Consider the following 13,791-nt stretch of genomic DNA (forward strand, 5'->3'; position numbering starts at 1 on the left):
GTCAGCGCCCCCTCCTCCCCGCGCCCGGTGCCCGCGCACCGCGCGCTCTGTTCCCTACCCCGCATCGAGCGGGTCGCCCTTGCTGGAGTTCGTCCTTGATGACACGTCTACCGCTAACGGTCGCCGCCCTGTTGACGCCCTTGTGGCTGAGCGCATGCGGCGAGGCCCCAAAGGAAGTCGCGCCGCCGCGCACCGTGCTGCTGGCCGAGGTCATTGCGGCCCCGGGGGCGGTGTCGCAAGTCACCGCCGAGGTTCGCCAAGCCCAGCGTGCCAGGCTGAGCTTCGATGTGGCCGGTCGCATCGCGCGGATCGCCGTCCAGCCCGGCGACGCCTTCACTCAGGGCCAAGTGCTGGCCGAGCTCGACCCGGAACCCATCCGACTACGTCTGGTGCAAGCCCGGGCCGATGCGTCCGCGGCGCGCGCGGAAGTGCTGGATCGTACCGAGCAATTGCGTCAGCAGAGCGCGTTGTTCGACGACGGCGCCGCCTCGCAAACCGCCCTGTCCATGGCACGGGCGGCCGTTCAGGCGGCCCGTGGCAAGGCCGACGCCGCCGATGCCGCGGTCGCTCTGGCCAGCCGCGACCTCAAGCACGCCGTGCTCGTGGCGCCGTTTGCTGGCCGAGTGGTGTCGCGGATGGAGGAACCCATGAACGATATCGCCGCTGGTCAGGTTCTCATGACCATCGATGGCCAGGGTCAGTTCGAGGTGGTGGCCTCGCTGCCGATCGAGGCCCGGGAATCGGCCCAGGTGGGCAGCGAAGCGACGATCACGGTGGCCGACGGCACCGCCCTCCCGGTGCGCCTGACGCAGCTGTCCGATCATGTCGGCAAAGGCGCGACTCTGGAGGCGATTTTTCGCACCGACGGCGCACCGGCGGCCTTGGCCGCCGGGCAGTTGGTGCCCTTGCGGCTGAGCGGCGGTTCCACCCAAAGACAGCTGGCCATTCCCCTCACCGCTGTGCTCCCAGGCGCGACCGCGGGCACCGACAGCGTGTTTGTCTTCGATGGCACCCACGGCAAGGTGGCCCGCAAGGCCGTGTCCCTGGCCGGGTGCGCCGGCGAACGCGTGCTGGTCCGTTCGGGACTCGCCCTGGGCGATCGGGTCGTAAGCGCCGGAACCGCTTTCCTCATCGATGGACAGCAGGTGCGCGAGTTCGAGGGCGCAAGCCAACTGGAGACCCGCTGACATGCTACTGACCCGCTCGGCGCTCGATGCCAGTCGCCTGACCCTGTTCATCGCCGCGCTGATCCTCATCGCGGGCACTTGGACTTTCCTGCACTTCCCCTCGCAGGAAGAGCCGTCGGTTACCGTGCGCGATGCCGTCGTCTCCATCAGTCTGCCCGGCATGGCCACCGATGAGGTAGAGAACATCCTGGCCAAGCCCGCCGAAGAGCGCTTGCGCGAGTTGGGTGGCCTGAAAACCATCGCCACCACGATCCGACCGGGGTCGGTGGTGATCCAGCTGACCGCCTACGACAGCGTGACGGACCTCGACGCGATGTGGCTGAAGGTGCGCTCCAAGCTGACCGAAGTGGCCCAGACCTACCCTCAAGGCACTATCGGCCCGTTTCTGGATGACGATTTCGGTCGCGTCTCGGTCGCCTCGATCGCGATCACGGCGCCCGGCGTCAGCCTCGCGCAGATGCGCGAACCGATCAAACGCTTCCGCTCGGACCTGTACGCGCTCAAGGGGGTGGAGCGGGTGGTCTTCTACGGGCTACAAGACACCCAGCTCTACCTGCAGTTCGACAAGAACAAGCTCCTTTCGCTGGGCCTGACGCCAGGGGCGGTGGCCCAGCAGCTGGCCGCGCAAAACGCCATCGCCTCTGCAGGACAGCCCTCGGTGTCCGGCTTGGGCGTGTCGGTGAGTGTGGAAGGCAAGATCCGCTCGGTGGACGATTTGCGAGGCTTCCTGCTGTCCGTGCCCCGCGGCGATCAGACCCAGGACATAACGCTGGGTGAGGTGGCGACCATCCAGGCCATGCCCACCGACCCACCGCAAAGCGCGGCGGTCTATCAAGGCCAGCAAGCGGTGGTGGTCTCGGTCTCCATGGCCGAGGGACTGGATATCGCCGCGTTTGGCAACGAACTGAAAGCACGGATCGCCGAGGCCAGCCATCGATTGCCAACCGGCTTCGACGCCCACGTGGTGACTTTCCAGGCCGACGTCGTTGCGCGCGAAATGGGCAAGATGCACCACGTCATGGGCGAGACGATCGTCATCGTCATGGCGGTGGTGATGCTGTTCCTGGGGTGGCGTATGGGTCTGGTGGTCGGCTCGATCGTGCCACTGACGATCTTGAGCTCGCTCATCATCATGCGCGCGTTCAACATCGAACTACAGATGGTCTCGATGGCAGCCATCATCCTGGCCCTGGGCCTGCTGGTCGATAACGGCATCGTCATCGCCGAGGACATCGAGCGGCGCCTGAAAGCGGGCGAAAAGCGACGCCAGGCGTGCATCGATGCAGGTCGCACCCTCGCCGTGCCGCTGCTGGTCTCCACCCTGGTCATCGTCTTTGCGTTTTCGCCGTTCTTCTTGGGCCAGACCAGCACTAACGAGTACTTGCGGTCGCTGGCCGTCGTGCTCGCCGTCACCCTGCTCGGTTCGTGGGTGCTGGGCCTCACCGTCACGCCGTTACTGTGCTTCTACTTCGCCAAGGTTCATGCGGACGCCGTCGACTCGGCCGAGCACGAGTCACGCTTCTACCATGGTTACCGTCGCGTGATCGGCTGGGTGCTCACCCACAAAGTGGTGTTCGTTGGCGTCATGCTCGCCCTTCTGGGCGGGGCGGGCTGGGCCTTGTCCCGCCTGCCGTATGACTTCCTTCCCAAGTCGGACCGGTTGCAGTTCCAGATCCCGCTTACCTTCCAGGCAGGAACGGACTCGCGACAGACCCTGGCCTCGGTGCGCCAGATCAGCAAATGGCTGGCGGACACCAAAATCAATCCCGAGGTCGAGAACAGCGTGGGCTATGTGGCCGATGGCGGCCCGCGCGTGGTGCTTGGGCTGAACCCGCCCCTGCCGGGCGCGAACATCGGCTACTTCACCGTGTCGGTGGTGCCGGATACGGACCTGGACGCGGTCATCGCGCGCACGCGGACGTACCTCGCCAACGCGTTTCCCAACCTGCACGCCGAACCGAAACGCTTCTCCCTGGGCGCGACCGAAGCCGGCGTGGCCGTGTACCGCGTCAGCGGCGTCGATGAGTCCACGCTACGGACGCTGAGCGCACAGCTCGAAACCGTACTGCGTGCCCTGCCCGGCACCGTCGATACGATCGACAGCTGGGGGCCGCGTGTGCCCCGCTACCGGGTCACGCTCGATCAGCGCAAGCTGCACGCTAACGGGATCACGCGTGAGGATGTGCAGCGCGCGCTGCAGGTGCGCTACAGCGGTTACCAGGCCGCTGCGATCGACGATGGCGGTGCGACCGTGCCGATCGTGCTGCGCGGTAGCCCGCTCGAGCGAACCTCGGACGCCGATCCGGGCGATACGCTGATCTACCCGGCCGCCGCGTCCACCGCGCCGGTGGCACTCAACGCGGTCGCCACCGTCGCACTGGATTCGGAACCGGGCGTGGTGCAGCGGCGCAACTTGAGTCGCTCGATCACCGTAACCGCGCGCAATCCGAACATGACCGCCCAGCAAATGGCCGATCAGTTGGCTCCGGCGATCACGCGTATCAATCCGCCGCCCGGCTACGCGATCACGCTCGGCGGTGAAATCGAGGACTCGGCCGAGGCCAACGCTGTGATCGCCCAGTACATGCCCCTGGCCATCGGCGGCATGTTGTTGCTCTTCGTCTGGCAGTTCAACTCGTTCCGCAAGGTGTTCATCATCGTCGCCAGCGTCCCCTTCATCCTGATCGGCTCGACGCTGGCCCTGGTCGTGACCGGGTATCCGTTCGGTTTCATGGCAACGTTCGGCCTGCTCGCCCTGGCCGGCATCATCGTCAACAACGCGGTACTGCTGCTCGAGCGCATCGAGGCGGAGCTGGCCGAAGGGCGTCGTCACCACGAGGCGGTAATCGAAGCGGCGGTCAAGCGACTGCGCCCCATCGTGATGACCAAGCTGACCTGCATCGTCGGCCTGATTCCGTTGATGCTTTTCGCCGGGCCCTTGTGGACGGGCATGGCCATCACCCTCATCGGCGGTCTGCTGCTGGGCACGCTGGTAACGCTGGGACTGATCCCACTGTTGTACGACACCCTCTTCCGCGAAAAGGACGCCGAGCCACTCCACGGGTCCGCCGCACCCCGTCTCGGAAGCCCACACGGCCCACCGTCACCGGATGCATAGCCATGAGCGAACCGGAGAAGATCGGCGTGCGCATCGTCTATCTTGAAATGGACTCGGCACCCAGATGCCCGGCGAGGAGACGTTTCACGCCATCTTGAACCCGGTGCCGTGCGCGTCTCACAGTGCCGGAACAACGCGTGAGTGCCGCTATCCAGGCACTGCAGTCTCAGGTCCTGGCGATCACTCTTCTTCCCTCGAAACGCGCACCATGAGCGCCACGCCAGCCAGCGCGACACCTGCCGAAAGGAGCTTCGGCAATGTCAGCCGCTCGCCTAGCAAGAACGCCGAAAGCAGCAGCGCGACGACGGGCGCGGCATAGTTGAAGGTATTGGCGATCGTCGGGGAAACCTGGGCGTTCACGGCAAGGAAAACCGTGTAGCCCACGAGCGTACTTGCGATGACGAGGAAGGCCAGCGCCGACCATGCGGATATCGGCACCTCGCTCATATCGACCCGGCTGAACATCCCAGTCGTACCCACCGCGAGCGCGAGAACCAAAGCGGTGGTAATCAATTGCGCTGCCAACGCGACGATGGGATCCTCGGGCAGGCGAAGGCGCCTCGCCCACAGTGACCCTGCGGCCCAACTCGCCGATGCGGCGAGTGTGAGCGCGGCGCCCAATGGGCGGAAACCGCCCCCGGCGTAGCTGAAATAGGCCATCAGGGCGAGCCCGACGAAGCCAAGTGCGATGCCGCAGACCTTACGTAAGCCCAGGCGTTTGCGCAGGATCGCCCATGAGAACAGCGCCAGAAATATAGGTGCGCTCGAGCCGAACACGGACGCCACGCCGGCAGGCAGTAAATGAGTTCCCAGAAGGGCAAGCGTCTGGCTACAGATCAGCATCACCAGGCCGAGCCCCGCCGCGGACGCCAATTCCGATCCGCTCGCTGGACGTAACCGCCAGTGCCGCAACGCCAGCGGAAGAATCAAGACCGCGGCGAGACCGAACCGCATCGCGGCAAGGACGATCGGGGGTATCGCGTCGCCGCCTATCTTGAAAGCGACAAAGTTGGCGCCGTTGTAAAACCATTGGTAGCCGACCGCCGATGCGACGAGCACGCGACTCCGTGCCCAACCGGTGTGCCCGCTCATGCGGCGGATTCGGAGGGCATGCTGCCCCTTGTTCCCGCCTTCGTGTCGTTCCCCGCTCCGGGCGTCACGCTCCTGCCGCCGTGAGGTTCTTGCTCTCAAGCCAGGCACGTATGGCCAGCGTGAGTCCGCCCTTGCATTCAAGCGGCAGCCAATGAGCGCCGGGCAAATGGGCAACGGTAAGATCGGTGCAGGCGTCACGCATCGGGTCGCCCATGAGGTTGCCATTGATACTGTTCATCTGGTCATAGTCCCCATTGACGAACAGCACCGGCAGCGAAAGGCGCCCGCCGTCAGATGCCTTGCCTGCATAGGCGATGTTGGCTTCGTCATTCACATACCATGCACACGGCGCTCGAAAGCCGTCTGTATCGAACGAGCGCACCAGCGTTTCGAAATCTGCCAGCGGCCAGAGAGCTCGGTCAAGGTCGGTTGGAGGCGCGCGGTGCGCGGCACCGAAGCGCCCTCCTCTACGCGTGACCGTCGCGTTCGCTGCGGGCTTGGCGATCTTTTCAGGGTCGCCCGATCGATAGATCGACGCGAGGGACGCGGCCTTGTCCGCGTCCAGATCGGCTACTGCCGATGCAAAGTGCGTGTTGTAGTAACGGTAATAGTCCCACTGGCCGTCCGGATACTGGTCGGCTGGGTAGATGGAACGGTCGACCAACGGGACCAGGGTCTCTAATGCATGCCCCGCAGGGAAATAGGGCACCGAGATCAGTACGGCGCCGCGGCTGCGTGCGGGCTCGTGGGAGACCAGCGATGCGACAGCTACGCTACCCCAGTCATGGCCGATCCAGATCGCAGGCTCACCACCAAGATGGTCGTGCAGTTCGCTCATGTCCGCGACTATGTGCTCTTGGGCATAAGCACTGCTCGCCGCAGGAATGGAGGAACCTCCATAGCCTCGCATATCCGGAGCGATACAACGCCAACCGCTCGCGGCGAACTCGTCAAGCTGAGCTCTCCAGATCAGGCCGAGCTCTGGCCATCCATGAAGGAAGATCATGAGAGGCCCGTTCGCCGGGCCCTTCTCAAGATAATGCGTCGTATGTCGAGCCGTGCTGAACGTGCGCGAAGCCAATGTAGACAAAGCTGTACCCCAAGCTGTTCGGGTTGAAACGCAGGTCGGAACGCTTTGGGATTGTATAAACGGAGGACCTTTGCGACTATCCGCATAATCACTCATGGGGCTGTAAATAGAACTTACAGGTCGATCGATATGCGACTGAGAGATTCACTCGAGGGCGTAGCTGTCTTCGTAGCGGCTGCGGAAGCTTGTAGCTTTTCAGAGGCTGCCAGGCGTCTGGGCGTCTCGCCCTCCGCCGTGAGCCAGGCAATCAGTGCTCTCGAAGCGCGGCTCGGCACCCCACTGTTCCGCCGTTCCACCCGTAGCTTGAGCCTGACGGATGTCGGTAACGACTATCTGCGCACCGTGGCGCCGGCGCTCGCGCAAGTGAAACAAGCCGCGGAAGTGGCATCCGGCCGAGGTGGGCGACCGACTGGCCCACTGCGTCTTACGATGCCGCGCGCCCCGTTCGATCTGCTTATCGCTCCCATGTTGGGAGCGTTCCAGGACAACTATCCCGGCGTGAACCTCGAGATCGCCGTCGAGGCGCGCTTGGTCGATATCGTCAAGGATGGCTACGACGCCGGACTGCGCTATGGGAACTGCATCGATAAGGACATGGTTGCCACACTGGTGGCACCCAAGTCGGAGGCGATCCTCGTTGCGTCGCCAGGCTATCTGCGCGCGCGATCCGCGCCTGTCACGCCGGCCGATCTTCTCGATCACCGTGTCATAGCATGCCGCAGCCAAGGGACGGGCCTGGTCATTCCGTGGACACTTCGATCCGCTGGCAAGACCGTGCAGATTGCACCGCCCCTGGCAACGATTCTCCACGACCTCGCTTCCCAGATCGAACTGGCGGTCAGGGGGCTAGGCATAGTGAGTGCGCCCGCCGCCATGGTGGCCGACCTCCTCGCAGCGGGACAGTTGGCACGAGTTCTGCCCGCATGGTCTAGCCAAATGGAAGAGCTTTATCTTTACTTCCCAAACCGCCGTCAGCAGTCGGCGGCCCTGCGGGCTTTTATCGAATTTCTGAGGCGTGCGCCCTGATAGTCCTGAAGGCAGCCGTGGGCCACCTGGTAGTGCGGCACTGCACCTATCGCGATCGCCTGTCCGAACGGCCCTATCGCAGTTATCCGCCCGATTCGTTTCGCAGCGAGTTCGACGCCGGCTCGCGGCATATAGCCAGCACAAGCCCTCGCAACCAGCGGTGGGCGGGATCGGCGTCCAGGCGCGGGTGCCACATCTGCGAGATGGTGATCACATCGGTTTGAACTGGCAGAGCGAAGCTTCTGATCGGGCCAGTCTGGATCGCATTAAAGAAAGAGCTTGTCACCTGTGCCACCAGATCGGATCCACTTGCGACAGCCAGGGCTGCGCGGAATCCGGGCACGACAGCGACGACGGTGCGAGCGAGCCCATGCTCCGCGAGCGCTTTGTCTACGGGACCCTTCGCAAGGCCTCGGCGCGAAGCGACGACGTGGCCACATGCCGCGTAACGCTCGGCAGTGATCTTGCCCTTTTTCAGCAAAGGATGGCCCTCTCGCACGGCGCCCACGAAGTGGTCGCGAAAAAGAGCCTGCAGGCGCACTTCTGGCCCTGACTCGCCCAGCACACCAATCTCGAGATCGACGATGCCTTCGCGCAGTGCTCGCACGTCTTTGTCGGGCTTTGGTGCGAAGTGCAAGCGTACATTCGGCGCCACCAGGGTGACCGCCGCCACGAGCGGTGCCGCGAAAATCTCCACGAAGCCCTCGTTGGACCGGATGGTGAAGCTTCGTCTCAATGTGGAAAGGTTAAGGCCAGTGGCAGCCGGACGTAGCACGGCATGCGCGTCCTGGGTCAACCCGTGCACGCGCTCGCGTAACTCGGTGGCGTGCGGGGTTGGCACAAGTCCGCGCCCAGCGCGGACCAACAGCGGGTCTCCTGTGGCCGATCGAAGTCGCGTGAGCGTCCGGCTCATGGCTGAGGTGCTCAAGCCAAGGCGGCGGGCCGCGCCGGTCACACTGCCCTCGGTCAGCAGCGCATCCAGTGCCAGAAGAAGATTCAGATCCACATTGTCCATCGCGGCACCCTATATCGCTTGCGTATTGTGGCATGGCGCCTGATGCAACCCTATTGTGCTTCTTATGCGTCTGGCGCCGGTCGAAGGGATCGATCATATTTGCGGCCGACCCCCGAGTGAAGGCACTACTATGTCCAGCAGCATCTTGATCGTCGGCGCATCACGTGGCCTCGGCCTCGCGATGGCTGCTGAACTCCTGCATAGGGGATGGAACGTCGTCGGGACGGTACAAGACGGCGCCAGGACTGCGTTGCACGACCTGTCGGACGAACATCCGGGTCGTATCGAAATCGAGCCCCTCGACATTACGGAGCCTGATCAGATCACGGCTCTGCACGACCGTCTCGCCGGCCGAACCTTCGACATCCTGTTTCACAACGCCGGGACCGCCAATCCCGACGACGAGACTATAGCGAAGGTGTCGACGGAGGAGTTCGTTCGCGTCATGGTCACCAATGCCCTGAGCCCGATGCGCGTCATCGAGGGATTGCAGGACCTCGTGCCTGCAGACGGACTGATCGGCATCATGTCGTCCGGACAAGGGAGTGTCGCCAACAACGAGAAAGGGGGGCACGAAGTCTATCGGGGGAGCAAGGCTGCGTTGAACCAATACATGCGCTGCTACGCAGCGCGTCATGCCGGAGAGGCGCGTGCCCTGTTGTTGATGGCTCCGGGCTGGATCCGCACTGCCCTGGGTGGCCCGAACGCACCGCTCGGTACCGAGGAAGCCATGCCGAAGATCGTGGATGTGCTTCTATCGCAGCAAGGCAAACCCGGTCTGCGCTATCTCGACCGTGACGGGCACACCGTTCCGTGGTGAGTCCGTAAGAGGCTCCTCAGCCTGTCATGGCTGCGCAGACGTTCCTACGTATCCTGGCGGCTCGGGCGCCATGCCGCTTGGTGTCCAAAATGGCCAGAGCGTCCGCGCTCGAGCTACGTCGGGGGTCATTTACAATCGGCCGACGTTGAACCGTCGCGAGGTGCCCACCGGAATGCGTCGACTTTCGTGTCGCTGTGCGGGTCGTACGCGATCTGAAAACGCTTGCCGTTGCGACTGACGTCCAGCTGCACCGGCTTGTCAAAACGACTTTGTTGGGCAATGAGGTCGACCGCTGTCATGACCTCGTCGCCTGGCCGCAGGCCTGCTGCTTCGGCGTGCGATCCCGGCTCGACGTCCTGGACGTAGGACCCCTGCTCCGTGTCTCGCCATGAAAAACCGAGATCGTAGATGCCCGTCTGGATGGGTTCGGGTTGCAGGCATTCGCCAAACGAACCCAAGACGGGGCGCAGTAGCTTACCGTCCCGCATGGCTTTCCAGTCCTCGACTGCCCAGGTGCCCACCTCTTGGTTCAAGAGATCCAACCAAGTGCGGTCGGTAGCGGGCGCGCCCTTTTCTATACGAGCGGACATCGCATTGACGAGGTGCAGCACATCGACCGGCAAGCCGCGGGACTTCAACTGGGCGTCGAGATTGGCGAAGTAGAGTGCACCGCGTGCGTAGGGGAGCATCCACGCCCCGTTGCCCGTCCACTTGATGGCTGCAGCGTCCTTCAACGACACGGCGCGATGTGCGTTGGTGTAGTACTGAGCCGCCCGGGCGTTCACCTCGTCCTGGTACTGCTGCAACGAGTAAAGATGGGCATGGAATGGAAGCACCGTCGACATATAGTCTGCCAGGCCTTCGGTATACCAGTCGCCTTGGGAATCGGCTGTATTGATCAGGCGCCAAGGCAGATTCTGGATCTACCGCTCATCCATCAGGCGATTCAAAGAAATGACTGGCTGACCTGGGGGCGGTTGCACAAGATTCCGGAGCTGAAGGAACCCGCCGGCTTGCGATTCAATGAGCCGTTGGCGGCCCTCCAGGGGGCCATAGATGGCCTGGGCGTCGTGCTGGGAGGCGGCAGCTTGATTCAGGACGACGTCATCGCGAAGCGGCTGGTCAAGCTCGCCGGTCCCGTGGCCATGTCTGATGCCCACTACATTGTCTCTCGATATCCAATCCATGGCAGGTCGGCCATTGCGGTGTTTTGCGAATGGCTGATCGAGACGGCCCGCTCCTATGAAGAGACGCAGCCCTCGGCCGAGTTGACGATGCCACCACTCACTTTCCGCAACGACGACTAAAAGCGACTGGTCAGGACCTTATGAAGCGATAGACGTAGCGCTCGGTCTTGGTAAAACAGGTGCAGCCACAGGATATCCGCCGGTGTCGTGGCGGCCTGCGTCGCGACGAGGTCCGGTGAAACGGCTTCGACGTTCAGCCTCATCGCGCATGCGCGTGGGCGTAATCGAAATACCCGGCGCCCGGTCCAGCTAGGCGGAACCATTGCGTTCCGCCTCAACTTCCCTGCCCGCCGGAGCCACATGCTCATGCCCTTTCCCCGCACCCGCCGATCTGCCTTCCTCCTGATCATGGGTGCCTCGACAGCGCTCCCATTCGCCGTGAGCGCGTCGACCAACGTGCCGCTGACCTCCGCCGCCTGGGACACCTCGCACGGCAACGCGACCTTCCAGACCCGCGAGGCGTTTCCGGGCGGCCTCATGCAGGTCACGTCCGAGAGCGAGGAAGGGTACGTCACGCTGAAGAGCGCCGACTTCGCCGACGGGACCATCGAATTCGACATCAGGCCGGTCACCGACGAGTTCCCCGGCCTGCGTTTCCGCCAGGGTCCTGACGGGTCGGCCGACATGGTCTATATCCGTGTGGGCCCCGATTGTCCGGCGTCGCACGATTGCCTGCAGTACCTGCCGCTGATCCACGGTCGTATTCCGTGGGATATGTACCCGCAGTACCAGGCGCCGGCACCCATTCGCGTCGACACGTGGAATCACATCCGGGTCGTGATCTCGGGCGAACGCATGAGTGTCTACGTCAACCGCGAGGCCACACCGAGTCTGCAGGTGGCTCACCTTGCGGGCGACAACGCGCATGGGACCATCGCCTTCGAGGGCAAGGCGTTGTATGCGAACGTGACCCTGGAGCCCGACGTGATCGATGGGCTGGCCACGCAGGTCGAGCCAGATACTGCCGCCTCCCATGGCAACTACCTCACGGAATGGGAAATCGCCGAGCCGCGCCCGCTGGCCCAACCCGGCGAGGCGACCTTCTCGGCCCGTCCGTCATCGGGCTGGCGTCCACTGCACGCGGAAGACGCCGGACTGGTCAACCTTGCGCGGATCTATCCGCCGACACCCCGCGGGGCGCCTCGGCAGTACGCGTGGCTGCGTACCAGCATCCAGGCGGACCGCGAAGAGACCCGGCACATGCAGGTGGGTTTCCTCCGCGAGATCACCGTCTTCGTCAACGGACAACCGGCGTTTCAAGGGAAGAACCTTTACAACGTGCCCGGCGGCCGACAGGCGCCCGACGGAAGGCTCGATCTGGCGAATGGCGGCTTCGACATCAAACTGCGGAAGGGACGCAACGACATCGTTGTGGCGATCGACGCCAACACACCCGACATGCGCGGACGCTACGGTTGGGGATTGAAAATGAAGCTCGACGGGTCTGCGCCGGCACCGTGAGCGTCGGCCCGTTCCTGTCCGTCCCCGTGATGGGCACCTCGGCTCAAGGCGAGACGTACGCGGCATGCTGGCTGCCGTGTGCGGATCACAACCCGCGATCGGGGACGCGCGCGGCACGCATCTGGTTCAGGCCATCCTTGCGGCTCACGATCGGCGCATAGCCAAGTTCGGTCCGCGCCTTGGTCGTATCCAAAGTGAACTCCTTCCCGATCATGCGAAGCAGCTGGCGCGTCACCGGCGGCTTGCCCTTCAGTTTGAGGGTGCGCCATACCGGCTCCAGAAGCGTAGCGGCGAACCACGCCACGGCAAAGGGCGCGGACTTCTCCACCGGCGGTCGACTTAGCGTGGAAAGCAGGTCGGCGGCGAGCTGCTTGAACGAAATGTCGTCGCCGTCCGTCACGAAATAGGACTCCCCTCCCCGGCCTCGCTCGGCAGCCAGCAGCAGGCCCTCGACGACGTTGTCGACATGGCAGGTGGACATCAGGTGAGCGCCACCGTCTGGCAGCGCGAAGGCGCCGGCGTCGATCATCGGGAGCATGTCGTCGAGCATCGGCATGCCCGGCCCCCAGATCAAGGGTGGGTCGATGACGACGGTTCGCAGCCGGGTGCCGTTGGCCGCCAACACCAGGCGCTGGGCTTCGGCCTTGGTCGCCGTATAGGGAGCCCACGTCGGCTGCTGAAGCGGCGCGGTTTCGTCGAGGTTCGACAGAGGCTCCGGCTTGCCCATGAAGACGCCGGCTGCGCCCACGGCGATCAGCGTCGGAACGCCGGCATTCGCGGCCGCACGCAAGACGCACTCGGTGCCGATCACATTGGCTTGGTGAAAGCGATCGTATGCGTCCCACTCGGTGAAATGCGCCGCCGTGTGAAACACGACGTCGCAACCACGCATACCCGCTTCCAATGCGGGCGCATCGGTCACGTCTCCCGCGATGGGCGAGGCGTCCAGTGAGGTGACCTTGTCCAGTGACGCCTGGCTACGGGCCAGCGCGACCACCTCCACGCCTGCCTTGCGCAGCCGCGCGATAAGGACCCCGCCGAGAAAACCCGAGCCACCGGTTACGAATGCGCGCTTCATGGTATATCACCGCTATAGTGAGGACTCACTATATCACTGCTATAGTGTCGCTATGCAAGAGGCCATCCGATGACAACTGAAGAACGGATTCGCAAGGCGGCCATCGAGCTCCTCGAGGCACACGGGGCCGACGGCATGACCACCCGGTCGGTCTGCGAACGCGCGGGCGTCACTGCCCCGACCCTTTACCATCACTTCGGAGACAAGAACGGCCTCGTGCGCGCGATCGTCACCGAGGGCATCACCGAATTCATGTCGATGAAACGCGCGATGCGCGTGACCGCCGACCCGTTGGCCGACTTACGCCGCGGTTGGCATGGCTGGATCGACTTCGGGCTCGAGCGCCCTGTCCTCTTCCGTTTGATGATCGACGCGGCGCGCGTCGATCCGACCCATCTCAAGGCTTCTTACGAGCAGATGGAAGAGAACGTGCGTCGCCTGCAGGACGTCCACGGCTTGAAAGTAGAACTTCGGGTCGCGGTCCATTCCATCTGGGCCGCGGCTTCCGGCGTGCAAGCGTTGTTTATCCAGGGCGCCAAGCCATCCGAAATCCGTGCATCGGCGAACCTGCTCTTCGATGCGCTGGTTCACGCCATCGCGGCGCGCTCCTGACGAATGCGGACGACGGGCACTGTAGGCGCTTGGTGAGATCGATCA

General features: G+C 63.9%; 12 protein-coding genes and 1 pseudogene. 8 read left to right on the forward strand and 5 right to left on the reverse strand.

From position 1 onward, the window contains the following. Positions 1-98 precede the first annotated feature (98 nt). Both VM621_RS13480 and VM621_RS13485 read left to right on the forward strand, forming a co-directional pair. Entirely contained in the window at positions 99-1,187 is a 1,089-nt protein-coding gene (locus VM621_RS13480; RefSeq protein WP_325469485.1) for an efflux RND transporter periplasmic adaptor subunit, read from the forward strand. A 1-nt stretch (position 1,188) separates the two neighbouring features. Further along, positions 1,189-4,305, forward strand: a complete 3,117-nt coding sequence (locus tag VM621_RS13485; protein ID WP_325469486.1) for an efflux RND transporter permease subunit — start codon at positions 1,189-1,191, stop codon at positions 4,303-4,305. A gap of 180 nt (positions 4,306-4,485) precedes the next feature. On the opposite strand, the gene VM621_RS13490 is transcribed toward VM621_RS13485, so the two are convergent. Together VM621_RS13490 and VM621_RS13495 are read right to left on the reverse strand one after the other, a co-directional pair. Then, positions 4,486-5,364 carry a DMT family transporter gene (locus tag VM621_RS13490; RefSeq protein ID WP_325469487.1) on the reverse strand — a complete coding sequence of 293 codons (879 nt, stop codon included), beginning with the start codon at positions 5,362-5,364 and terminating at the stop codon, positions 4,486-4,488. 97 nt (positions 5,365-5,461) lie between these two features. Continuing rightward, positions 5,462-6,403, reverse strand: a complete 942-nt coding sequence (locus tag VM621_RS13495) for an alpha/beta hydrolase (RefSeq protein WP_325469488.1) — start codon at positions 6,401-6,403, stop codon at positions 5,462-5,464. Positions 6,404-6,616: 213 nt separating this feature from the next. On the opposite strand from VM621_RS13495, the gene VM621_RS13500 reads away from it, so the two are divergent. Further along, positions 6,617-7,513, forward strand: a complete 897-nt coding sequence (locus VM621_RS13500; protein WP_325469489.1) for a LysR family transcriptional regulator — start codon at positions 6,617-6,619, stop codon at positions 7,511-7,513. An 82-nt stretch (positions 7,514-7,595) separates the two neighbouring features. Here VM621_RS13500 and VM621_RS13505 read toward each other — a convergent pair whose 3' ends face one another. After that, positions 7,596-8,528 carry a LysR family transcriptional regulator gene (locus VM621_RS13505; protein ID WP_325469490.1) on the reverse strand — a complete coding sequence of 311 codons (933 nt, stop codon included), beginning with the start codon at positions 8,526-8,528 and terminating at the stop codon, positions 7,596-7,598. A 145-nt stretch (positions 8,529-8,673) separates the two neighbouring features. Between VM621_RS13505 and VM621_RS13510 the strand changes: the two genes are divergently transcribed. Then, positions 8,674-9,348 (forward strand): SDR family oxidoreductase, encoded by a 675-nt coding sequence (locus VM621_RS13510; protein ID WP_325469491.1) that lies wholly within the window; start codon positions 8,674-8,676, stop codon positions 9,346-9,348. A 125-nt stretch (positions 9,349-9,473) separates the two neighbouring features. Here the strand turns inward: VM621_RS13510 and VM621_RS13515 are convergent, their stop codons facing one another. After that, the gene (locus tag VM621_RS13515) at positions 9,474-10,193 is read right to left on the reverse strand and encodes a hypothetical protein (RefSeq protein ID WP_325469492.1); all 720 of its coding nucleotides are present in this window, start codon (positions 10,191-10,193) and stop codon (positions 9,474-9,476) included. On the opposite strand from VM621_RS13515, the gene VM621_RS13520 reads away from it, so the two are divergent. Both VM621_RS13520 and VM621_RS13525 read left to right on the forward strand, forming a co-directional pair. Further along, positions 10,170-10,655, forward strand: coding sequence for a LysR substrate-binding domain-containing protein (locus tag VM621_RS13520; RefSeq protein ID WP_325469493.1), 486 nt, complete (start codon positions 10,170-10,172; stop codon positions 10,653-10,655). The two genes, VM621_RS13515 and VM621_RS13520, sit on opposite strands and share 24 nt — an antisense overlap. A gap of 246 nt (positions 10,656-10,901) precedes the next feature. After that, positions 10,902-12,056 (forward strand): hypothetical protein, encoded by a 1,155-nt coding sequence (locus VM621_RS13525; protein WP_325469494.1) that lies wholly within the window; start codon positions 10,902-10,904, stop codon positions 12,054-12,056. Positions 12,057-12,141: 85 nt separating this feature from the next. Here VM621_RS13525 and VM621_RS13530 read toward each other — a convergent pair whose 3' ends face one another. After that, entirely contained in the window at positions 12,142-13,134 is a 993-nt protein-coding gene (locus VM621_RS13530) for an NAD-dependent epimerase/dehydratase family protein (protein WP_325469495.1), read from the reverse strand. Between the two features lie 69 nt (positions 13,135-13,203). On the opposite strand from VM621_RS13530, the pseudogene VM621_RS19630 reads away from it, so the two are divergent. Further along, positions 13,204-13,350: pseudogene (locus VM621_RS19630) on the forward strand (TetR/AcrR family transcriptional regulator); the annotation flags it as partial. Then, on the forward strand, positions 13,351-13,746 hold the full coding sequence (locus VM621_RS13535; RefSeq protein WP_325469496.1) for a hypothetical protein: 396 nt from the start codon (positions 13,351-13,353) through the stop codon (positions 13,744-13,746). The last annotated feature ends 45 nt before the right edge of the window (positions 13,747-13,791 follow it).

It is taken from the genome of Luteibacter sp. (genome assembly GCF_035539195.1).
Lineage (GTDB): Bacteria > Pseudomonadota > Gammaproteobacteria > Xanthomonadales > Rhodanobacteraceae > Luteibacter.